20 protein-coding genes are annotated in these 20,686 nt (G+C 64.6%); 7 read left to right on the top strand and 13 right to left on the bottom strand.

Annotation, left to right across the window (positions count from 1 at the left end; genetic code table 11):
- Nucleotide 1 precedes the first annotated feature (1 nt).
- The 4 genes from ABIG06_RS27230 to ABIG06_RS27215 form a co-directional block, all read right to left on the bottom strand.
- Nucleotides 2-721: an RraA family protein gene (locus ABIG06_RS27230; RefSeq protein ID WP_199751329.1), complete on the bottom strand. Its 720-nt coding sequence runs from the start codon at nucleotides 719-721 to the stop codon at nucleotides 2-4.
- Nucleotides 722-841: 120 nt separating this feature from the next.
- Nucleotides 842-1,720: a CDP-alcohol phosphatidyltransferase family protein gene (locus ABIG06_RS27225; protein WP_124158659.1), complete on the bottom strand. Its 879-nt coding sequence runs from the start codon at nucleotides 1,718-1,720 to the stop codon at nucleotides 842-844.
- A gap of 84 nt (nucleotides 1,721-1,804) precedes the next feature.
- Nucleotides 1,805-2,509, bottom strand: a complete 705-nt coding sequence (locus ABIG06_RS27220) for a phosphatidylserine decarboxylase (protein ID WP_283811808.1) — start codon at nucleotides 2,507-2,509, stop codon at nucleotides 1,805-1,807.
- 71 nt (nucleotides 2,510-2,580) lie between these two features.
- The gene (locus ABIG06_RS27215; protein WP_370139301.1) at nucleotides 2,581-4,536 is read right to left on the bottom strand and encodes an ABCB family ABC transporter ATP-binding protein/permease; all 1,956 of its coding nucleotides are present in this window, start codon (nucleotides 4,534-4,536) and stop codon (nucleotides 2,581-2,583) included.
- A 201-nt stretch (nucleotides 4,537-4,737) separates the two neighbouring features.
- Here ABIG06_RS27215 and ABIG06_RS27210 point away from each other — a divergent pair, with 201 nt between their 5' ends.
- Nucleotides 4,738-5,343: a TIGR00730 family Rossman fold protein gene (locus ABIG06_RS27210; protein ID WP_199751328.1), complete on the top strand. Its 606-nt coding sequence runs from the start codon at nucleotides 4,738-4,740 to the stop codon at nucleotides 5,341-5,343.
- Between the two features lie 3 nt (nucleotides 5,344-5,346).
- Here the strand turns inward: ABIG06_RS27210 and ABIG06_RS27205 are convergent, their stop codons facing one another.
- From ABIG06_RS27205 to cysS, 4 genes are all read right to left on the bottom strand, one after another.
- The gene (locus tag ABIG06_RS27205; protein WP_370139300.1) at nucleotides 5,347-5,724 is read right to left on the bottom strand and encodes a VOC family protein; all 378 of its coding nucleotides are present in this window, start codon (nucleotides 5,722-5,724) and stop codon (nucleotides 5,347-5,349) included.
- Nucleotides 5,725-5,854: 130 nt separating this feature from the next.
- Entirely contained in the window at nucleotides 5,855-7,453 is a 1,599-nt protein-coding gene (cimA, locus tag ABIG06_RS27200; RefSeq protein ID WP_370139299.1) for a citramalate synthase, read from the bottom strand.
- The gene (locus ABIG06_RS27195) at nucleotides 7,450-7,941 is read right to left on the bottom strand and encodes a GNAT family N-acetyltransferase (RefSeq protein ID WP_370139298.1); all 492 of its coding nucleotides are present in this window, start codon (nucleotides 7,939-7,941) and stop codon (nucleotides 7,450-7,452) included. The genes cimA and ABIG06_RS27195 overlap by 4 nt, the downstream gene beginning before the upstream one ends.
- A gap of 115 nt (nucleotides 7,942-8,056) precedes the next feature.
- A complete protein-coding gene (gene cysS, locus ABIG06_RS27190) occupies nucleotides 8,057-9,709 on the bottom strand; it encodes a cysteine--tRNA ligase (protein WP_424578425.1) in 1,653 nt (550 codons plus the stop codon).
- 289 nt (nucleotides 9,710-9,998) lie between these two features.
- Here cysS and ABIG06_RS27185 point away from each other — a divergent pair, with 289 nt between their 5' ends.
- Together ABIG06_RS27185 and ABIG06_RS27180 are read left to right on the top strand one after the other, a co-directional pair.
- A complete protein-coding gene (locus tag ABIG06_RS27185; RefSeq protein WP_370139297.1) occupies nucleotides 9,999-10,280 on the top strand; it encodes a hypothetical protein in 282 nt (93 codons plus the stop codon).
- A 142-nt stretch (nucleotides 10,281-10,422) separates the two neighbouring features.
- Nucleotides 10,423-11,613 (top strand): DUF2865 domain-containing protein, encoded by a 1,191-nt coding sequence (locus tag ABIG06_RS27180; protein ID WP_124158650.1) that lies wholly within the window; start codon nucleotides 10,423-10,425, stop codon nucleotides 11,611-11,613.
- Nucleotides 11,614-11,830: 217 nt separating this feature from the next.
- Here the strand turns inward: ABIG06_RS27180 and ABIG06_RS27175 are convergent, their stop codons facing one another.
- Genes ABIG06_RS27175 through ABIG06_RS27165 form a run of 3 tightly spaced genes read right to left on the bottom strand, consistent with a single transcriptional unit; the run spans nucleotide 11,831 to nucleotide 15,357 of the window.
- Entirely contained in the window at nucleotides 11,831-13,588 is a 1,758-nt protein-coding gene (locus ABIG06_RS27175) for an NAD+ synthase (protein ID WP_370139296.1), read from the bottom strand.
- Nucleotides 13,589-13,610: 22 nt separating this feature from the next.
- Nucleotides 13,611-13,964: a diacylglycerol kinase gene (locus ABIG06_RS27170; protein ID WP_370139295.1), complete on the bottom strand. Its 354-nt coding sequence runs from the start codon at nucleotides 13,962-13,964 to the stop codon at nucleotides 13,611-13,613.
- A 4-nt stretch (nucleotides 13,965-13,968) separates the two neighbouring features.
- Nucleotides 13,969-15,357 carry a class II 3-deoxy-7-phosphoheptulonate synthase gene (locus ABIG06_RS27165; protein WP_124158647.1) on the bottom strand — a complete coding sequence of 463 codons (1,389 nt, stop codon included), beginning with the start codon at nucleotides 15,355-15,357 and terminating at the stop codon, nucleotides 13,969-13,971.
- A gap of 181 nt (nucleotides 15,358-15,538) precedes the next feature.
- Between ABIG06_RS27165 and ABIG06_RS27160 the strand changes: the two genes are divergently transcribed.
- Complete coding sequence (locus ABIG06_RS27160; RefSeq protein ID WP_370139294.1) at nucleotides 15,539-16,435, top strand: alpha/beta fold hydrolase; 897 nt, start codon at nucleotides 15,539-15,541, stop codon at nucleotides 16,433-16,435.
- 7 nt (nucleotides 16,436-16,442) lie between these two features.
- Here ABIG06_RS27160 and ABIG06_RS27155 read toward each other — a convergent pair whose 3' ends face one another.
- On the bottom strand, nucleotides 16,443-16,706 hold the full coding sequence (locus tag ABIG06_RS27155; protein WP_124158645.1) for a hypothetical protein: 264 nt from the start codon (nucleotides 16,704-16,706) through the stop codon (nucleotides 16,443-16,445).
- 155 nt (nucleotides 16,707-16,861) lie between these two features.
- Nucleotides 16,862-17,635 (bottom strand): LuxR C-terminal-related transcriptional regulator, encoded by a 774-nt coding sequence (locus ABIG06_RS27150; protein WP_370139293.1) that lies wholly within the window; start codon nucleotides 17,633-17,635, stop codon nucleotides 16,862-16,864.
- Nucleotides 17,636-18,022: 387 nt separating this feature from the next.
- Here ABIG06_RS27150 and ABIG06_RS27145 point away from each other — a divergent pair, with 387 nt between their 5' ends.
- From ABIG06_RS27145 to ABIG06_RS27135, 3 genes are read left to right on the top strand one after another with little or no spacing between them, the layout of a single operon-like run.
- On the top strand, nucleotides 18,023-19,255 hold the full coding sequence (locus ABIG06_RS27145; protein ID WP_370139292.1) for an acyl-CoA dehydrogenase family protein: 1,233 nt from the start codon (nucleotides 18,023-18,025) through the stop codon (nucleotides 19,253-19,255).
- A 17-nt stretch (nucleotides 19,256-19,272) separates the two neighbouring features.
- Nucleotides 19,273-19,821 carry an NAD(P)H-dependent oxidoreductase gene (locus ABIG06_RS27140; protein WP_370139291.1) on the top strand — a complete coding sequence of 183 codons (549 nt, stop codon included), beginning with the start codon at nucleotides 19,273-19,275 and terminating at the stop codon, nucleotides 19,819-19,821.
- 54 nt (nucleotides 19,822-19,875) lie between these two features.
- Nucleotides 19,876-20,676: an alpha/beta fold hydrolase gene (locus tag ABIG06_RS27135; RefSeq protein WP_370139290.1), complete on the top strand. Its 801-nt coding sequence runs from the start codon at nucleotides 19,876-19,878 to the stop codon at nucleotides 20,674-20,676.
- The last annotated feature ends 10 nt before the right edge of the window (nucleotides 20,677-20,686 follow it).

The following is a 20,686-nucleotide window of genomic DNA, read 5'->3' as shown; positions in this document are numbered from 1 at the left end:
CCTAGTGAATCTCCGCCGAGCGCTTCAGCGCGGCCTTGAGCTTCTCCAGCGAGAAGTCGGGGCTGCGGGCGATCTCCAGGATTGGCGTCTCGCGGCGGCCGCAGAGTTCGGCGGCTTCGGGCAGCTTTGCGGCGACGTCGAGCGGGATCACGATGGCACCATGCCGGTCGGCGTGGATCAGATCATCGGACTTCACGGTCATGCCGGCGACGCGCACTTCGCCGCCAAAGCTTTCCGCATGCACCCAGGCGTGCGACGGGCCGATCGAGCCGGCCAGCGCCTGGAAGCCCGGGGCCCATTGCGGGATGTCGCGGATCGAGCCGTCGGTGATGACGCCGAGGCAGCCGAGCGCCTTGTGCACGTTGCTCTGCACCTCGCCCCAGAATGCACCGTAGCCGACATCAGGACCGTCGATGTCCTGGATCACCGAGATGCGCGGGCCATGGCCGGTGCCGACATATTCGTAATAGTCGATGCGACGCTTCGACTGTTCCTCGGCCGGGAGCGACGATTTCAACACCGAGCGGATCGTAACCGTGCGGGCATAGCCGACGATCGGCGGCAGGTCGGGAAACGGACAGACCAGTTGCTTGGTGGTGTAGCCGATCAGTCGCCGCTCGGGGGCCACGATCTCCATGGCATTGCAGATCGTCGGCGTGTCGTAGCGGCCCAGCGCATCGAGGACGGAAGCGGGCAGCGGCCCGGTCGCGGAATTGGTCACGGCGTTCTCTCCCAGATTGGCGGCTGATTGACGCGATGCCGCCGTCACAGGGCGATATAGCCGAGATCGGGCCTCAACCCAACTCGGGGGTCCTCATGACAGATATCCGCGTGTCGCCGTTCAATGCAATCGTCCGGGCCGATCGTCGTCTTGCGGCTCCGACAAATTGGCCAGCGTCGGCGCCGAAGGCGGCGACGTGACCTCTCCACCCGCAGGCGCAGTGACTGCCATCGCGCGTGCCTGGTCGCGATAGGATTTGTAGCCGAGCGGCAAGGCGAGAAGATACAGCACCGTGCCGATCGACAGCACATGCCAGGGATAGGCGATCAGAAGCGCGATGAAGACGATGACAGCGACGAAAGCCGGCAGCACCAGCTCCGGCGGCACGCGCATGCGCTTGGTCTTGCCGGAGAACACCGGCAGGCGCGACACCATGAGGAACGCGATCAGAAGCGTGTAGGCCGCCGTCACCGCCGCAGGGGTGCGGCCGAGATCGAGGAAGGCGATGTAGATCGGCAGCAGCACCGTGATCGCGCCGGCGGGCGCCGGCACGCCGGTGAAGAAATTGGCGGCGAAGGCCGGCTTGTTCGGATCGTCCATGGTGGCGTTGAAGCGCGCGAGCCGCAGGCCGCCGGAGATCGCGAACACCATCGCGGCGATCCAGCCGGCATTACCGAGCTCGTGCAGCTGCCAGAAATACAGCATCAGGCCGGGCGCCACGCCGAAATTGACGAAGTCGGCGAGGCTGTCGAGCTCGGCGCCGAACTTGGACTGGCCCTTGATCATGCGCGCGATACGGCCGTCGATGCCGTCGAGCGCGGCTGCGAACACGATGGCGTAGACGGCGAGCGACATCCGCCCTTCGATTGACAGGCGGATCGAGGTCAGGCCGGCGCAGATCGCCAGCAGCGTGATGACGTTGGGCACCAGCATCCGCACCGGGATCGGCCGGAACCGGCGGCGGCGGACGTCGGGGTCCTTGAAGTCGTAGGGCGTCATGGCTTGTCCTTATCTCAAGCGAGATATAGCAAGCCGGGCCGTCCTCCGCCATTGCGGCGGAACGCCTGCAAGACCGACTATTGGTTAATTGGCGCGGAAGGCGCGGCCCGGGTCGTCGCCGGCCAGGTCGGCCAGGATCGTCTCTCCGGCGATCGCGGTCTGCCCTTCCGACACCAGCGCCTTGGTGCCCACGGGCAAATAGACGTCGAGGCGGGAGCCGAAGCGGATCAGGCCGAAGCGCTCGCCGGCACCGATCGCCTGCCCTTCCTTGACGAAGCAGACGATGCGCTTGGCGACGAGGCCCGCGATCTGGACCACGCCGATCCGCGCCGCCGGCGTCGTGATGACCAGCGAGTTGCGCTCGTTGTCCTCGCTCGCCTTGTCGAGTTCGGCGTTGATGAAGAGACCGGGCCGATAAGCGATGCGATCCACCCTGCCCGCCACGGGCGCGCGGTTCACGTGGCAGTTGAACACGCTCATGAACACCGAGATGCGCGGCAGCGGCCGGTCGCCAAGCCCGAGTTCGGCCGGGGGCAGCGCCATGGTGATCATCGAGACGCGGCCGTCGGCCGGTGACACGACCAGCCCCTCACGAACCGGTGTCACGCGGACGGGGTCGCGGAAGAACAGCGCGCACCACACGGTCAGGATCGTGCCGATCCATCCTAGCGGCGACCACAGCCAGAACAGGATCAGGCTTGCCAGCGCAAAGCCGCCGATGAAGGGATAACCCTCCTTGTGGATCGGCGGGATCTGGCGCTGGATCGAATCGAGAATGGACATCGTTATCTGCCGGTCGGGGTTAATGGCACGGGTCGTCGCGCGGGTTGTTTAGGCCAGAGTTGGGACCGGAGACAAGGTCACTCCGCCGCCGCAGGCGTCGTCAGGATGTCATCGACCGGCGGCGGCTCCCGGTTGGGCGCCACACTGGTGTCGGCCATCTTGGCCAGTTTCTCGCGTGCCGCCTCGGCCTCGCGCTGCCTGTTCCACATGCTGGCATAGAGGCCGCCCTGCGCGAGCAGTTTCGCGTGGGTGCCGCGCTCGGCGATGCGGCCCTGGTCCAGCACGATGATCTCGTCGGCGCCGACGATGGTCGAAAGCCGGTGCGCGATCACCAGCGAGGTGCGGTTCTTCGCCACGCGGTCGAGCGCGCCTTGAATCTCGTGCTCGGTGTGGGTGTCGAGCGCCGAGGTCGCCTCGTCCAGCACCAGGATCGGCGGCGCTTTCAGCACGGTGCGCGCGATCGCGACGCGCTGCTTCTCGCCGCCCGACAGCTTCAGGCCGCGCTCGCCGACCTGGGTTTCATAACCCTTCGGCGCCATGCGGATGAAATGATCGATCTGCGCCAGCCGCGCCGCCTCCTCGACTTCGGCATCGCTGGCGTCCCAGCGGCCGTAGCGGATGTTGTAGCGGATGGTGTCGTTGAACAGCACGGTGTCCTGCGGCACCATGCCGATGGAGGCGCGCAAGCTCGTCTGCGTGACCTCGCGGATGTCCTGGTCGTCGATCAGGATCCTGCCGCCGGAGACGTCATACAGGCGGAACAGCAGCCGCGAGATGGTCGACTTGCCCGCGCCCGACGGGCCGACGATGGCGACGGTCTTGCCGGCCGGCACCTCGAAGCTGATGCCCTTGAGGATCGGACGCGTCGGCTCATAGGCAAAGCGCACGTCCTCGAAGCGCACGGTGCCGGCGGAGATGACCAGCGGCTTCGCGCCAGGCACATCCTTGATCTCGGCCTCGCGGCCCAGCACGTTGAACATCTTCTCGATGTCGATGATCGCCTGCTTGATCTCGCGATAGACCATGCCCATGAAGTTCAGGGGCTGGTAGAGCTGGATCATCATGGCGTTGACCAGCACGAAATCGCCGACGGTGTTGGTGCCGTTGCGCACGCCGATCGCGCACATCAGCATGGTCGCCGTCAGGCCCAGCGTGAAGATCACGGCCTGGCCGGTGTTGAGCACCGCGAGCGAAGTATAGGTACGGACGCTCGCCTCCTCGTAGCGCTCGACCGATTTGTCGTAGCGCTGCGCCTCGCGCGCCTCGGCGCTGAAATATTTGACGGTCTCGTAGTTGAGCAGCGAGTCGATCGCCTTGGTGTTCGCCTCGGTGTCGGAATCGTTCATCTTGCGGCGGATGCCGATCCGCCACTCGGTCGCGATGTAGGTGTAGTACATGTAGAGCGCGACGGTGATCAGGGTGGCGACCACGTAACGCCAGTCGAACTGCCAGAGCAACACCGCCAGCAGCAGCGAGACCTCGACGATGGTCGGGATCAGCTGCAGGATCACCATGCGCACGATGACCTCGATGCCCTCGCGGCCGCGCTCGAGCACGCGCGTCAGGCCGCCGGTCTTGCGTTCGAGGTGAAAGCGCAGCGACAGCTCGTGCATGTGGACGAAGGTGAGGGTCGCAAGCTTGCGCACCGCGTGCATGGCGACGCGTGCGAAAATACCGTCACGCCATTGCGTCAGCACCGCCATCAGGATGCGCATCGCGCCGTAGCTCGCCGTGAGGAGCAGTGGCGAGGCGATCACCCAGAGGTGCCAGTTGTCGGCCGCGACCGGCGCGGTATTGGCGCCGGTCAGCGCATCCGTCGCCCATTTGAAGCTGAACGGCACGGCCAGCGTGATCAGCTTGGCCGCGAGCAGCAGCACCAGCGACCAGACCACCCGCATCTTCAGATCTGCGCGATCGCCCGGCCAGATATAGGGCCACAGATGCGCCAGCGTGCCCATCAGCGTGGCCCGCTCGGGCGGGCCGCCGGCAGCATTGGGAACGTCGGCGCCGTCGAACGATTGAGGTTGGTCCATCAGAAACCTGAAAGCCCCGCCGGATGCGGGCGTCACTGCGATTTAGGATTTTCCCTTGTCATATAGAGCCTTCCCGCCCTCAGCGCACCCCGCCAGATGGCGAATCTTCGATTGTTTGTCGCTATTTACCGGTAGATTGCCGGGGGTATCGAATCACCTGAAGGGCTTGACGCCTGTTCGCTGCAATGCATCATGGCACCAATGAGCACGATCAAAACCGTCTGTGTCTATTGCGGCTCCGGCCCTGGAACCAATCCCAACTTCATCGAAGCGGCGAAAGCCCTCGGCAAGGCGCTGGCGGACAACAAGATCCGCCTCGTCTACGGCGGTGGCTCGCTCGGATTGATGGGAGCAGTCGCGACCTCCGTGCTGGATCACGGCGGCACCGTTACCGGCATCATCCCCGACTTCCTCCGGATGCGCGAGAACGCGCTGACGCGCGTACAGGAGATGGTGGTCACGCCCGACATGCACGAACGCAAGCGGCTGATGTTCGAGCGCTCCGACGCTTTCGTCGCCTTGCCGGGAGGGCTTGGCACGCTCGAGGAGCTGGTCGAGCAGCTGACCTGGCAGCAACTCGGCCGTCACGCCAAGCCGGTGCTGCTCGCCAACATCGACAATTTCTGGGAGCCGCTGTTCTCCCTGGTGGCCCACATGCGCCAGACCGAGTTCATTCGCGCCGGTCTTACCGTCGACATCCTGAAGGCGGACAGGGTCGAGGAGATCGTCCCACGGCTGCGCGCGGCGGCTGCGCAGATTCCCGACAGCCAGCGCGATCTCGCCCCCGAAGTGGCGCGCAAGCTGTAAGCCCTATTCGGCCGGAAACGTCACCGCCTCGATCCGGTTGCCGTCGGGATCGGTGACGAACGCCGCGTAGTAGCGCACGCGGTCGTGCGGGCGGATGCCGGGCGCGCCGTCGGAGCCACCGCCGGCGGACAACGCTGCGGCGTGAAACGCATCCACTTCGCTCGTCGTCTTCGCCCGCAGGCAGATGTGCACGCCGCTCTCCGGGGCTACGGGCAGCATGGCCTCGCGCAAGTTGATCCAGAACTCCGGATAGGCCTTGCCGAAGCCGACCATCCGCGGCCGCGTGACGAGGCGCGCAAGGCCGAGCGCTGCGAGCGTCGCCTCGTAGAATTTTGCGGCGCGTTCGAGATCGCGGACCTCGATGGAGATGTGGTCGATCATGGTCGTGCTCCTCCCCCCATCGTCATTCCGGGGCACGCGAAGCGTGAACCCGGAATCTCGAGATTCTCAGGTGCGCAACCGCGCACCATAGTTCGGTCCTGCGGATCGCCCCGGAATGACTCCACTACAGTTACGCCGGCGCGCCCGATTTCACGAGCTTGTAGATCACCGAATCCATCAACGCCTGGAACGAGGCATCGATGATGTTCGGGGAGACGCCGACCGTGGTCCAGCGGTCGCCGTTCTCGTCCTCGCTCTCGATCAGGACGCGCGTGACCGCGCCGGTGCCGCCGTTGAGGATACGGACGCGATAGTCGATCAGCGTCAGGCCCTCGATGTACTTCTGGTACTTGCCGAGGTCCTTGCGCAGGGCGACGTCGAGCGCGTTGACGGGACCGTTGCCCTCGGCGGCCGAGATCAGGTGCTCGCCGGCGACGTCGACCTTGACCACCGCGAGCGCCACCGTGACGCGTTCCCCCAGCGCGTTGTAGCGCTGCTCGACATTGACGTCGAACTGCTCGACCTCGAAATAATGCGGCACCTTGCCGAGCGTGCGGCGCGCCAGGAGCTCGAACGAAGCATTGGCGGACTCGTAGGCGTAGCCCGCCGCCTCGCGCGCCTTCAACTCCTCGATGAGGCGCGTCAGCTTCGGATCGCTCTTCTCGTAAGGGATGCCGGCGCGGTCGAGCTCGGCGATGACGTTGGAGCGGCCGGCCTGGTCGGACACCAGCACCTTGCGGTGATTACCGACCAGCTCCGGCAACACGTGCTCGTAGGTCTGCGGATCCTTCAGCACGGCGGAGGCATGGATGCCGGTCTTGGTGACGAAGGCGCTCTCGCCGACGTAAGGAGCATGCCGGTTCGGCACGCGGTTGAGCATGTCGTCGAGCGTGCGCGAGACCTTGACGAGCGTTGCGAGCTTCTCCGCGGTGACGCCGATCTCGAACGCGTCGGCAAAACCCTTCTTCAATTTCAGCGTCGGGATCAGCGAGCAGAGATTGGCATTGCCGCAGCGCTCGCCGAGACCGTTCAGCGTGCCCTGGATCTGGCGCGCACCGGCCCGCACGGCGGCCAGCGAATTGGCCACCGCCTGCTCGGTGTCGTTGTGGGCATGGATGCCGACGTGGTCGCCGGGAATGTGCTTCGTCACCTCGGTGACGATGACCTCGATCTCATCAGGCATGGTGCCGCCATTGGTGTCGCACAGCACCACCCAGCGCGCACCCGCCTCATAGGCCGCCTGGGCACAGGCCAGCGCGAAGCTCGGATCCTCCTTGTAGCCGTCGAAGAAATGCTCGCAATCGAGCATCACCTCGCGACCGGCGGCCTTCGCGGCGGCGACGCTGTCGCGGATCGAGGCGAGGTTCTCCTCCTTCGTCGTCTCCAGCGCGACGCGCACCTGATAGGCCGAGGCTTTTGCCACGAAGCAGATCGCGTCCGCTTTCGCCTCCAGCAGCCCGGCGACGCCGGGATCGTTGGAGACCGAGCGCCCGGCCCGCCGCGTCATGCCGAACGCAGTGAAACGCGCATGATCGAGCTTCGGCTTGGTCGCGAAGAATTCGCTGTCGAGCGGATTGGCGCCGGGATAGCCGCCCTCGACATAGTCGATGCCGAGGTCATCGAGCATCGCCGCGATGACCTGCTTGTCTTCAAGCGTGAAATCGACGCCGTTGGTCTGTGCCCCGTCGCGCAGCGTGGTGTCGAACAGATAAAGACGCTCCTTGCTCATTGCACCGCTCCGAGCGTCTTCTTCATGGTGGTGTTGGCGAGCCATTCGTCATTGATGGTGACGCTGTTGCGCTGCTGGGCAGTGTAGCCGCGCTTGGCGAAGAAGCCCTGCGCGGTGTCGCTGGCATCGACCGAGAGGCTCTTGGCGCCGCGACTGCCCGCGAGCTTCTCCAGCGCATCCACCAGCAGGGTCGCGATGCCCTGCCCGACCACCGCCGGATGGACATAGAGCATGCGGATGTGATCGTTGCCGCGCAGCGAGGCGAAGCCGACCGGCGAGCCTTCGAGCGTCGCGATCAGCGTCAGGTCGGCCGCAAGCCGCTTGCCGAAGTCTTCGTCTTCGGCCGCCTCCATCCAGGCTTCCTGCTGAGCCTCGCTATAGTCGTCGCCGGTCAGCTCCTCGATGCTGGCAGCGAAGATCGCGGCGAGCACGGGGACGTCATCAGGCAGGAAGGGCCGCAGGGCGGGCTTTGGCAAACTCTGTCCCATCGTCTTCACCACATCCCATAGAGCTTGAGCACCAGCGCCACGGCGCCGGCGAGCAGCGCGATCTTCAGCGCAATGTAATAGAGCCAGTGCCGCGGAAAAGGCGTGTCGGGCCGCTTCATCGCATCACTTCCCAGGTTGTGGTTGGCTTACCATCAGCGTCCTTGCCATCCTTGAGAGCGATGCCCATCGAAGCAAGTTCGTCACGAATCCGATCAGACTCACCATAGTCCTTTCGTAAACGTGCAGCTGCTCGTGCTGATATTAAGCTCTCTATTTTTTCGCGATCTCGCCGAACATCTTCAGCTTCGCGTATGAGGAATGTCAGTCCGCCAGGACCAAACTCGACCTTTATCTTGGCCTCTTGGAATACGTTGCTTACGTTAGGAGGCAGCACCTTCTCACCATTTAGAAGAGCAATCTGAAATTCCCTTCCAACAGAATTCATCCCTCGAATCGCTTCGGCATCATAAATCCCGCGTAAGATTGGGAAGCCGTTCAAGAACAGCGTGCGACGATCGACAATTCCGAGAAACTCTAATGAACTAAGCACCCTGCCAGCACTGATCGGGTCCCTTGGTATTTCGCTGTATCTCGAACGGATCGAAGCTAGAGCTCCCGGCGTATTGAGATCATCCAAGAGCCCTTCGAACGTTTCCGCATATGGATCGTGCTTCTCGGAGAGCCATTGCGCGAATGGGGCCGGCTGATCGTTGAAGCGATTGGCCCACAAGCTTGAAAATTGGTCTGCAACAAACAATAGCTCTCTCTCTGCCTCGGCCATCCTTTCTGCTGACCAATCAATAGGCATGCGATAGTGAGAGCTCAACATAGCTAGACGAACAGCGTTTCCAGCCCACGGTCGACCGCGCCAACTTGTTAAAAGATCTCTGATCGTCACGAAATTGCCCAACGATTTAGACATCTTCGCGCCCTCGACATGGACAAATTCGTTGTGCAGCCAATAGTTGGCCATCACGGATGTACCGTGCGCGCAGCGTGATTGAGCTATTTCGTTCTCATGATGCGGGAAGATTAGGTCGAGTCCGCCACCGTGGATGTCAAAGACCTCACCTAGGTACGCCGCGCTCATAGCGGAGCACTCTATATGCCAGCCAGGCCTTCCTCGCCCCCATGGACTCTCCCAGCCGGGCTCGTTTGGCGAGGATAGCTTCCAGAGGACGAAATCCGCGGGATTTCTTTTGTGCGCGTCTACCGCAACACGGGCTCCAGGCCGTTGCTCGTCGAGTTTACGAGCGGATAATCTGCCATAGTCGGCCATGGTGGCAGTGTCGAACAACACCTCGCCACCAGCTTCGTAGGCGTGGCCCTTCGCAATTAGCGTTCTTATCAACGAAACCATATCCGTTCTGCCATCGGCGCGAGGCAAAACGAATTCTGTCGCACGTGGCTCAAACGTCGGCGGCAAACAGCCTAGAGCGGCAACATCCGCATGGAATTGATTAGCAGTACTTTCCGTAACTCTGCGGATCGCGTCATTTAGTGACAGGTCGGGAAAGTCCCGTGCCGCGCGGTCGTTGATCTTATCGTCAACGTCGGTGATGTTGCGCACGTAAGTGACATGTTGCTCGCCATAGATGCGGCGCAGAACGCGAAACAGGACGTCAAACACGATGACGGGTCGCGCATTGCCGATATGGGCGAAGTCGTAGACCGTCGGTCCGCAGACATACATGCGAACGCTACTTGGATCGAGCGGCTCAAAGGCCTGCTTTGCCCTGAAAAGTGTATTGTAAAGACGTAATTCCATGACAACCCATCCCTCTCGGCCGGGCGTCCAAGGCTCTCAATGCATTTGAGAAAAGACGGCTCCAGCCAGCGAATCGCTAGCTCGTAATCTCGCGGCAAATGGCGCAGATGGCGAGGAGACCGTTCATGGGGCGACATATGGGCCACCACGGGCCCTGACGTCAAGGGCCGCGAAAATGCCGTTTTTGCCTCCGCACGGGGCGCGGTCTGCCCGGAGGGTTCATGATCTCCTAATCATTTGAGCCCATTCTGGAACCTGCGGTTCCCTGATTTTTTGCTCCGGTATTTTCATGCGATCCCTGCTCGCGCTCATTTTCGGCGCCTCGCTCCTTGCAGCACCTTCCGCGCGCGCCGAGACCCGCGTCTTCATCATCGCCGACCAGTGCCCGGCCAAAGGCGAGACGTGCGGCGCCTCCGCCGCGCGCACCTATTGCCAGTCACGAGATTTTGCAAAGGCATCGAGCTATCGCCGGGTCGATCCCGACGAAATTACCGGCTCCGTCCCCAAAACCGGCACAAACTGCTCCCATGGCCATTGCGACGAATATGTCGCAATCACCTGCCAGCGCTGAATTCGCTCGAAGCTGGCGGACCTTAGGCCCAATCATTGGCCCCTGAAACGACGTGACGATGCCGCAGGAAGCGGCTATTGGAGGGCGCGCTTCGGCCCCCAAAGTCACTTGGAACATCACATTGGGCCGTGACCTCGCTAGAATGGCGGATATGCCTGAATTGTTGTCCCTGCCCCGTGCCCGCTTCCTCCTTGCCTGCACCGTGCTCCTGAGCGCGGCCGTGCTCGCCACCGGCGCTTTCGCGCAGGCCGGACCGCCCGGGCCGCCGCCTCAGCCCGGGCAGAACGGGCTCGGACCGAACCCGATGTGCGTGCGACTGGAAGGCCAGCTCGCTGCGCTCGATCGTGGCGGCGGCGGTGACCCCGCGCGCGAGGAGCAGATCCGCCGCTATCAGGATTCCCAGGCCAAGCAGCAGGCCGAGCTCGACCGCGTCACCATGCAGGCCAAGCGCATGGGCTGCGATTCCTCCGGCTTCTTCTCGCTGTTCAACGGCCAGTCGGCGCAATGCGGCCCGGTCAACACCCAGATCCAGCAGATGCGCGCCAATCTGGACCAGATCACCGGCAGTCTCGAGCGGCTGCGCGGCGGCGGTCCGGGCGGCTCCAGCCCGGAGCGCGACAACCAGCGCCGCTCGGTGCTGATGGCGCTGGCGCAGAACAATTGCGGCCCGCAATACGCCAATGCCGCGCAGTCACAAGGCGGCGGCAACTTCCTCACCAATCTGTTCGGCGGCGGCAACAACCCGAACAATCCGCAGGCCATGCCGCCCTCCGATCTCGGCCCGCAATCCGGCACCTTCCGCACCGTCTGCGTGCGCACCTGCGACGGCGCCTATTTCCCGATCTCCTTTGCCACCGTGCCGGCGCGCTTCCCTGACGATGAGAGGACCTGCAAGGCGCTGTGCCCGGCTGCCGAAGCCGTGCTCTACACCCATCGCAATCCCGGTGAGGACATGAACTCGGCGGTCTCCATCGGCGGCCAGCCCTACACCGCGCTGCCGACCGCCTTCAAATTCCGCAGCGAGTTCAACCCGTCCTGCTCCTGCAAGGCGGCGGGCCAGACCTGGGCGGATGCGCTGAAATCGGCCGACGACAAGGCCGCGGCCGAGCAGCAGGGCGACATCATCGTCACCGAAGAGAGCGCCAGGAAGATGCAGCAGCAGCGGCTCAACAAGGGCACGCCTGCGAACGCGAAGAAAGGCGCAGCTCCCGCGCCGACGACGGCGAATGCGCCGGCTGCGGCACCGCCGGCGGACACCGGCACGGCCACCGGCTCCGAGAACAAGCCGATCCGTTCAGTCGGCCCCACCTTCCTGCCGCAGCAGCAGAAGTAAGGTTTCCCTTCCCTTCGCCCCTTGTGGGAGAAGGTGGCGCGAAGCGCCGGATGAGGGGTTCTATCCGCGCACACATCTGCAAGTGAGTACGCGGATAGACCCCCTCACCCAAGCGCGTCCGTTTCGACGGCGGTGCTGCCCTCTCCCGCAAGGGGCGAGGGCACAATCATGCACACCACGCTCGCGGCGGCGATGGTCAAGCAGCACACTGCTCCGCTTACCCCTCGAACGCGTCGATCGATGCCCGGCTGCCGCGTGACACCAGTGTCACGTCCGGCGCTGGCACCCCCTCCCCTTTGTCGCGAAAGCGGTTGGTGATGGGATAGCGGCGGTCGCGACCGAAGTTCCTGGCTGTCACCTTCACTCCGGGCGCGGCCTGGCGGCGCTTGTATTCGGCGACGTTGAGCAGATGATCGATGCGGGTGACGATCTCGCGGTCGAAACCGGCGGCGATGATCTGCTCCAGCGGCTGCTCGCGCTCGACCAGGCGCTCCAGGATGGCGTCGAGCACGTCATAGGGCGGCAGCGAATCCTGGTCGGTCTGGTTCTCGCGCAGCTCCGCGGTCGGCGGCCGTGCGATGATGTCAGGCGGAATGACCTCACCGGCGGGGCCGAGCGCGCCTTCCGGCTTCCAGCCGTTGCGCAAGCTTGCCAGGCGAAACACCTGGGTCTTGTAGATGTCCTTGATCGGGTTGAAGCCGCCATTCATGTCGCCATAGAGCGTGGCATAGCCGACCGACATTTCCGACTTGTTGCCTGTGGTCACGACCATCAGGCCGGTCTTGTTGGAGATCGCCATCAGCAGCGTGCCGCGCGTGCGCGCCTGGAGATTTTCCTCGGTGATATCGGGCGGCAGATTCTTGAAGATGCCGGACAGGATGGTCTCGAAGCCGTTCACGGCCTCCGCGATCGGCAGCACCTCGTAGCGGATGCCGAGATGGCCGGCGAGCTCGCCGGCGTCGGCGATCGAATGTGACGCGGTGTAGCGATAAGGCAGCATCACGCCATGCACCTGGTCGGCACCGAGCGCGTCGACTGCGATGGCCGCGCACAGGGCGGAATCGATACCGCCGGAAATCCCGAGCAGCACGCCGGGAAAGCCGTTCTTGACGACGTAGTCGCGCAGGCCCAGCACGCAGGCAGCGTAGTCGGCCTTGTCGCCCTCGGGCAGTTCGGCGATCGGGCCCATGCAGCGCCAGTCGTCGCCGTTGCGGGTGAAGCGCAGCGTGACGATGCTCTCCTCGAACGCCGGCAATTGGGCCGCCAGCGACAAGTCGCCATTGAGCGCGAAGGAGGCGCCGTCGAACACCAGCTCGTCCTGGCCGCAAACCTGATTCAGATAGACCAGCGGCAGTCCGCTCTCGGTCACGCGCGCCACCGCGACCGACAGGCGCACGTCGTTCTTGTCCCGGGCGTAAGGCGAGCCGTTCGGCACGAGGATGATCTCGGCACCGGTCTCGGCGAGCGTCTCGACCACGTTCTCGTAGTCCTCGGACTCCTCCAGCCAGATGTCCTCGCAGATCGGTACGCCGAGGCGTACGCCGCGCACGGTCACGGGGCCGGCGGCAGGTCCGCGCGCAAACAGCCGCTTCTCGTCGAACACGCCGTAATTCGGCAGGTTACACTTGAAGCGCAAGCTCGCGATGCGGCCGCCGTCGAGCAGCGCGCAGGCATTGTAGAGCCCGCCCTCCTCGACCCAGGGCGTGCCGACCAGCATCGCAGGCCCGCCATCGGCGGTCTCGCGCGCGAGGTTTTCGATAGCCGCGCGGCAGGCGGCCTGGAAGGCCGGCTTCTGCACCAGATCCTCCGGCGGATAGCCGGCGATGAACAATTCCGGAAACAGCACGAGATCGGCGCCGTCAGCGGCAGCTCGCGCACGCGCCGCACGCACCTTCGCCGCGTTGCCTTCGACGTCGCCCATGGTCGGATTGAGCTGGGCGAGCGTGACCGCGAATGTGTCGAGACGTTCGGTCATGGCCGCTTTGTCCGATCCGTAGCTAGAGGAACCCCAATCGCTCGATGACGGCAATGATCCAGAACGCGCCCGTCATCAGCAGCGCAACGCCGACCGCTGCCGAGCCCATGTCCTTGACGCGGCCGATCTGCTTGTCGTGATCCATGGTCAGCCGGTCGGCGAGCTTTTCGATCGCGGTGTTGAGCAGCTCGACCGTCAGCACGAACGCGACAGAGCACACCAATTCGACCGCGCGCATCGCGGTCGCGCCGATGAACCCGGCAAGCGGCACCGACAGTAGGAGCGCAAAGATCTCCTCGCGGACAGCCTGCTCCGATTTGAACGCAAAGGCCAGACCGTTACGGGAATTGATCGTGGCCTTCCAGATCCGCAGCAAGGTTTCAGAGCCCCGCCGCGGCCGGAATCGGCTGGGCCTTGCCGGCGCGCTCCTGCTTGAGGAGCTCCGCGACAAGGAAAGCCATGTCGATGGATTGCTCGGCATTGAGACGGGGATCGCAGACCGTGTGGTAGCGGTCGTTGAGATCCTCGTCCGTGATCGCGCGGGCGCCGCCAAGACATTCGGTGACGTTCTGGCCGGTCATCTCCAGATGCACGCCGCCGGCATGGGTGCCTTCGGCGGCATGGATCGCGAAGAACGATTTCACCTCGGACAGGATGCGGTCGAAGGGGCGCGTCTTGTAGCCTGACGTCGAGGTGATCGTGTTGCCGTGCATGGGATCACACGACCAGACCACCACCCGGCCCTCGCGCTTCACGGCGCGGATCATATTCGGCAGGTGCTCGCCGATCTTGTCCGAGCCGAAGCGGCCGATCAGCGTCAGCCGGCCCGGCTCGTTGTCGGGATTGAGCACGTCGATCAGCTTCAGGAGCTCGTCCGGCTTGAGCGACGGGCCGCATTTGAGCCCGATCGGGTTCTTGATGCCGCGGAAATATTCGACATGGCCGTGATCCAGCTGGCGGGTGCGGTCGCCGATCCAGATCATGTGGCCGGAGGTCGCGTACCAGTCGCCGGTCGTGGAATCGACGCGGGTCATGGCCTGCTCGTAGCCGAGCAGCAGCGCCTCGTGACTGGTGTAGAAATCGGTGGCCCGCAGTTCGGGATGGCTCTCGAGATCGAGGCCGCAGGCGCGCATGAAGTTGAGCGCATCCGAGATGCGGTCGGCCAGTTCCTTGTAGCGGCGGGACTGCGGTGAGTCCTTGAGGAAGCCGAGCATCCATTGATGCACGCTGCCGAGATTGGCAAAGCCGCCGGTGGCGAAGGCGCGGAGCAGGTTCAGCGTCGCCGCCGACTGGCGATAGGCCATCAGCTGACGCTGCGGATCCGGCACGCGCGCTTCCTTGGTGAAGGCGATGTCGTTGACGATGTCGCCGCGATAGCTCGGCAGCTCGACGCCGTTCACCTTCTCGGTCGGCGACGACCGCGGCTTGGCGAACTGGCCGGCGATGCGGCCGACCTTCACCACGGGAACGGCACCGGCATAGGTCAGCACGACCGCCATCTGCAGCAGCACGCGGAAGAAGTCGCGGATGTTGTTGGCGCCGTGCTCGGCAAAGCTCTCGGCACAATCGCCACCCTGGAGCAGGAAAGCCTCGCCCGCCGCAACCCGCGCCAGCGCCTTTTTCAGATTGCGCGCCTCGCCTGCGAACACCAGCGGCGGAAAGGTCGCAAGCTGCGCCTCGACGTCGGCCAAAGCCTTGGCATCGGGATAGTCGGGCACCTGTAGCACCGGCTTGCTGCGCCAGGACTCGGGCGTCCACCGCTCGGACATCGCAATCTCTCCGTGAAGCAAAAAGCACAACCTGATCTAGGGGTTGCGAGGGCCGCCTTATACACAGGCTGGCTTCCGACCGCCAGTTGTAAATCCATTTCGCAGCGCAAACCCTTGCGGGAAAAGCTGAATTCGAATTTGCTCGGGGCAGGCAAAGAAACTGGCAGGATACTGACCGCCCATGGATGCGGCACTGGACGACGTTTTCATCGACGAGATCAGCTTCCCCGCGACCGACGGCTATGCGCTGACCGGCACCCTGTTCCTGCCGCGCGGCGCCAAGCGCCATGCCGTCCTGATCAATTCGGCGACCGCCGTGCCGCGCAAGATCTATCGGGGCTTTGCCTCCTACCTCGCCCGTCGCGGCTGCGCGGTGCTGACCTACGACTATCGCGGCATCGGCGACTCCCGGCTGCCGGCGATGGTCGGCTACAACCGGCCCAGATCGCTGGTCGGCTTCAAGGCCTCGATGTCCGACTGGGCCGAACTCGACGTCACCGCCGCGGTGAGCTGGATGCGTGAACGCTATAGCACCCTGCCGCTTGCCTATGTCGGACATTCCTTCGGCGGCCAGGCGCTCGGACTGATTGCGAACAACAGCGAGATCTCGCGCGCCGCGTTCGTGGCCTCGCAGGCTGCGACGTGGCGGTTGATGACCTCGCCGGAAAAGTACCGCGTCTTCGCGTTCATGAACCTCTTTGGCGTACCGCTCACGCACGCGCTCGGCTATGCTCCGGGCTGGGCCGGCGTCGGCGAGGATTTGCCCAAGGGCGTCTTCCTGCAATGGGCCGAATGGGTCTCGAGCCCGCGCTATCTGTTCGATTCAAGACTGCCGGCGCTGGAGAATTTCGCCAGGTTCAGGGGCGAGCTGCGCGCGCTGTGCTTCTCCGACGATCCCTGGGCCACGCGCCCCGCGGTCGAGCTGCTCGCGAGCGGTTTCTCCGCCATCGAGCCGGAGGTGCTCACGATCAAGCCGTCCGACGTCGGCGCCAAGGCGATCGGCCATTTCGGCTTCTTCCGCCCCGAGCACCGCGACACGCTGTGGCGCGGCGTGGCGGAATGGATTCAGGGCGAATGAGGCTGCGTCATCGGATGATCGTCGTCAGAGACGAGTAGCGCCGGTTCGCCTTGGCGTCACCCGGCGCGAATTGCGCGAAGGCGTCGCTGACGCGCACCGCCGGCGGCGTGTCGCTCGCGAACCGAAATTCCTTCGGCCGCGGCGCGTAGAAGCTGGCGCGATAATAGGCGTCGTCGAAGCGCGTCTCGCCGACCCCGAACAATGCGTCGCAGACGAACAGGAGCGCGTAGACTCCCGCGACCGCTGCGATGATCTCCCTGAGAATTGACATGCCGATGCCCTGCCCTGTTGCGGGCAGGATGCAGACCGGTTCCAAAATCGAAGTTTAAGGCTGCGCGGTTCTTGTCCGCTGGGTTTGCCGCCGCTGAACGGATTGCAGACGATTTTAGCGATCCGGAGGCCTAACGCCCGCTGCAGGCGGCGTCTTTACTGCTGCGCGCTCAGAAGGCAGGCCGCAAGTTCGGTCCGGTTGTGCACGCCGAACCGGCGGCACAAATTGGCGACGTGCTCCTTCACGGTCTGGTCGGATATCCCCATTTCGCGGGCAATCTCCTTGTTGGTCTGGCCGCGGCAAACCCTGATGGCGACATCAGCCGAGCGCGGCGGCAGCGATGCCGACAGCGTCCCGGCCGCCCCGGGATGACGGCTCGGGCTACGATGGGTTTCAATCTCGCCCGCATTCAACATGTTGGTCAGCGCCAGCGAGCCGGCGCGGCATAGCATCTCCATGCGCAGTCGTGCGCGCGGCGTATAGGGTGCGCCCGTCTGCGTCGTCGCAGTGAAGAGCACGCCGATGATCTTCTGGCCACACCACAGTGGCCCGCCCATATTGTAGGCGAAGCCCCATTCATGCAGCATCTCGAAGGTCGGGCTATGTCGCCATTGCTGCGGGCCGATCACGGTTTCGCCGTCGACCGCGCAGCCGCGGGTCATGATGCAGTCGAGCACCGGGTCGTGCTTCCAGAAGCTGGCCTTGTAATTGTCGAGCAGGCCGTCGGCGACGTAGCGGCTGTAGACCAGGGCGGGCTCGAGCCCGTCGAGCAGGTAGAGGCCGACAGTCGGCGAGCCCGTGAGTTCGGTGATTGCTGAGCAACAGGCCACGCCAAGCGCACGCACCGAACGGCTCTCGGCGATCGACATCAAACGATCCGCCAGCCGGCCTTCGTGCAGACCGTCCAACTGCTCCTGCTTGGCCCTCACCGCCACTCCTCGCGCGACGTGCGCCCATTAGGATTTGTTATAGGCTTAAAATTTCTTCTTCGCCTGTTCTCCGGTCAAGCGAAAAGAAGCGGCAGAACCGTGCTTCTCCGGCTCAGCTTTGCGGCACAGCAGCAACGGCGATCCCCCCATGATGGGGGATTGCCGGTCTGCCCACTTCATCCCTAGCATTCGGCCATCGTGAACCGCGTGACGACATCACGCGGTTCCGACGGGGTCACGTCGCCATCGCGAACTGCCTGCTCACCCGCGCGCCAACAGCCTTGGCACGCGACGGCGAAGCTTTGCCGACGGACGCCGTCCCCGCCGGTCCCGATCCTCCGCGCCGATCGCGCGGCGGAGCAACAGCTTGACGTGGAGATACCGACCATGAGCCTTTCCATGCAACGCGCCGCCAGGTCCTCCACGACGCCGTCAGTGGCCGAGTTCCACGCGCGCCTTGACGCCGTGCTGCCACTGGTCGAGTCCCGCGCGGCCGAGGCCGAGGCGCAGGGCTATCTCACCGACGACGTCGTCGCCGCGCTTCGCAAGGCCGGTATCTACACGATGCTGTTTCCCCGCGAGGTCGGCGGCGCCGAACTTCTGCCCTACGACGCCATGACCGTGATCGAGCGCCTTGCCTACACGCATGCGTCCGCCGGATGGTGTGCGATCGGCAACAATATGGAAGGCACGACGCTCGCCATCTACGTCGAGGACGAGGGCATCAAGAAGGTCTTCGCAAAAGGCGCCGACATCACCATCGCCGGCAACGGCGTCCCGCGGGGCTTCGCCCGTCCGGTCGATGGCGGCTACATGATCCGCGGCAACTGGGCCTACGGCAGCGGCATCCAGCACGCCGAATGGGTCCATTCCGGCTGCTTCGTCACCGACGCCTCCGGCAAGGACATGGTGTTCGGTCCCAACGGACAGCCCAAGATCGTCGTCACCCACCATCCGCGGGCGACCATCAAGCTGATGGGCAATTGGGACGTGCTCGGCCTGCGCGCCACCGGAAGCTTCGACTACACGCTCAGCGAGGGCGACGAGCTGTTCGTGCCTGCACACATGACCTACGATTTCGACATCGGCGCGCCGCGTCGCGGCGGCGTGCAGGGCGCGCTGGGGCTCGCGGGCTATAGCGCCTGGGCGCACTCGAGTTGGGCGGTCGGCGTAGGCCGCCGCATGCTCGACGAACTCGTGAAGGTCATCATCCCGCGCCAGGATCCCTTCGGCAAGTCGTGCGAGAGCGCCAGCTTCAAGTTCCAGTTCGCGCAGGCCGAGGCTCGTTTTCGCGCGGCACGTGCGCTGGTGCACGAAACCTGGAAGGAGGTCTCCGAGACCTGCGCCGGCGGCGAAAGTCCCTCGCTGGCGCAAATGACAATGATCAAGCTGTCGCTGCGGCACATCCACGACGTCCTGTCCGACGTCTCGACCTTCGCGCACCGGGCAGCCCGAGGTGCCTCGCTGCACAACACACCGATGCAGCGCTTCTATCGCGACATCCACTCAGGCACCCAGCACATCCTGATGGCCGACCAGATCGTCGAGGAATGCGGCCGTGCGCTGCTCGGCCTTCCCGGGCCCGGCGCGCAATGGACGGTGTTCGGGGTGACTGGCTGAGCGCGCAGGAGGTCGGCGTGAACAGACCCCGCATCGTTGGCTTCTGCGGCAGCAGCTGGCGCCCGGCAAAGTCGCGCGTGCTTGTCGAAGCCGTTGCGGCCGATCTCCTGGCACAACACGCGCTGAAGACCGATATCCTCGACCTCGTCGATGCCGGCCTGGGCATCGCCGCGTTTACCCGCAACGGGCTCGACGAGCGCGCGCGCGACCTCGTCGAGGCGATCGAGCATGCCGATGGCCTGGTGATCGGTTGCCCGGTGTTCCAGGGCTCGTATCCCGGCCTGTTCAAGCATGTCTTTGACCTGATCAAGCCCGGCGTGCTGCGCAATCGCCCGGTGCTGCTGACAGCGGTCGGCGGCGGACTGCGCCACTCGCTGGTGGTCGAGCATCAGCTCCGTCCGTTGTTCGGGTTCTTCGAGGCCTGCACGGTGTCGACCGCGATTTATGCGAGCAGCGACGAACTGGCGCCGGGCGCCCCCTTGGCACCGATGATTGCCGCTCGCCTTGCCAACGCCGTGGAACAGTTCGCGGCGCTTGTCGGCGACCGCCGGGCCAAGGCCGCATGACCCCTCGTCCGCTGCAGTGCCCAGTCAGGCTGCCTTCAACCAGAGACGTCCATTATGCTTGAGACCGTCAAACCCTCGCCCGACCTCCCCGGCTTTGCTCGCGCCGAATACGACATCAACGGCGTGCGCACCGTCGTTCACACGGTCGGAAGCGGCCCCCCGCTGGTGTTCCTGCACGGGACCGGAACGTTCACCGGCTTTGAGATGGCGCGCGACTGGGCGAAGCGGCACACCGTCATCATTCCCTATCAGGCCGGTTTCGGCGACTCCGGCGATGCGGTCTGGATCGATACGATCGAGGATCATGTCCTCCAGACCACGGACTTGCTCGACAAGCTGGGACTGGCGACGTTCGATCTTGCCGGATTTTCGCTCGGCGGGTGGCTCGCCGCCGAGTTCGCCATCCGCCAGCCGCATCGCGTCCGCAAGCTGGTGCTGGTCGCGCCCGCCGGCCTCGTGGTTGCGAGCGCGCCGGCCCCCGGCCTGTTCGAGATCGCGCCACAGGATTTGCCGGCCTATCTCGCGCACGATCCGTCAAACGCGCTCCGTTACTTTCCCAAGGCGCCAGATGCTGCGTTCGACGCCCGCCTCGGGCGCGAAGTGACGGGCTTCGCCAAGCTGATCCGCAGCGATCCGCAGGGCAATCCAAAGCTCGCGCACTGGCTGCACCGGATCACGATGCCGACGCTGGTCTTGTGGGGCGCCGCGGATCGCCTGCGCCCAACGGCGCAGGCCGAGGCCTGGAAGGCCGGGCTGCCCCACGCGCGCGTGACGCTGGTGCCGGACACGGGACATCTGGTGTTCGAGGAAACGCCCTCCGCCGCGCATTACGTCACCGATTTTCTAGCCGAATAGCTTAGACAGA

Source organism: Bradyrhizobium sp. USDA 326 (assembly GCF_049739485.1).
GTDB lineage: Bacteria > Pseudomonadota > Alphaproteobacteria > Rhizobiales > Xanthobacteraceae > Bradyrhizobium.
The sequence above is the reverse complement of the archived record's forward strand: the minus strand, read 5'-3'. Positions and strand labels throughout refer to the sequence as shown.

Excerpts from the sequence above, each read along its gene's own strand:
- ABIG06_RS27185 (WP_370139297.1), top strand. The coding sequence starts at position 9,999 with ATGCGATCCCTGCTCGCGCTCATTTTCGGCGCCTCGCTCCTTGCAGCA.
- cimA (WP_370139299.1), bottom strand. The coding sequence starts at position 7,453 with ATGAGCAAGGAGCGTCTTTATCTGTTCGACACCACGCTGCGCGACGGG.
- ABIG06_RS27180 (WP_124158650.1), top strand. The coding sequence starts at position 10,423 with ATGGCGGATATGCCTGAATTGTTGTCCCTGCCCCGTGCCCGCTTCCTC.
- ABIG06_RS27210 (WP_199751328.1), top strand. The coding sequence starts at position 4,738 with ATGAGCACGATCAAAACCGTCTGTGTCTATTGCGGCTCCGGCCCTGGA.
- ABIG06_RS27205 (WP_370139300.1), bottom strand. The coding sequence starts at position 5,724 with ATGATCGACCACATCTCCATCGAGGTCCGCGATCTCGAACGCGCCGCA.
- ABIG06_RS27225 (WP_124158659.1), bottom strand. The coding sequence starts at position 1,720 with ATGACGCCCTACGACTTCAAGGACCCCGACGTCCGCCGCCGCCGGTTC.
- ABIG06_RS27155 (WP_124158645.1), bottom strand. The coding sequence starts at position 16,706 with ATGTCAATTCTCAGGGAGATCATCGCAGCGGTCGCGGGAGTCTACGCG.
- ABIG06_RS27160 (WP_370139294.1), top strand. The coding sequence starts at position 15,539 with ATGGATGCGGCACTGGACGACGTTTTCATCGACGAGATCAGCTTCCCC.
- cysS (WP_424578425.1), bottom strand. The coding sequence starts at position 9,709 with ATGGAATTACGTCTTTACAATACACTTTTCAGGGCAAAGCAGGCCTTT.
- ABIG06_RS27165 (WP_124158647.1), bottom strand. The coding sequence starts at position 15,357 with ATGTCCGAGCGGTGGACGCCCGAGTCCTGGCGCAGCAAGCCGGTGCTA.
- ABIG06_RS27175 (WP_370139296.1), bottom strand. The coding sequence starts at position 13,588 with ATGACCGAACGTCTCGACACATTCGCGGTCACGCTCGCCCAGCTCAAT.
- ABIG06_RS27135 (WP_370139290.1), top strand. The coding sequence starts at position 19,876 with ATGCTTGAGACCGTCAAACCCTCGCCCGACCTCCCCGGCTTTGCTCGC.
- ABIG06_RS27145 (WP_370139292.1), top strand. The coding sequence starts at position 18,023 with ATGAGCCTTTCCATGCAACGCGCCGCCAGGTCCTCCACGACGCCGTCA.
- ABIG06_RS27195 (WP_370139298.1), bottom strand. The coding sequence starts at position 7,941 with ATGGGACAGAGTTTGCCAAAGCCCGCCCTGCGGCCCTTCCTGCCTGAT.
- ABIG06_RS27215 (WP_370139301.1), bottom strand. The coding sequence starts at position 4,536 with ATGGACCAACCTCAATCGTTCGACGGCGCCGACGTTCCCAATGCTGCC.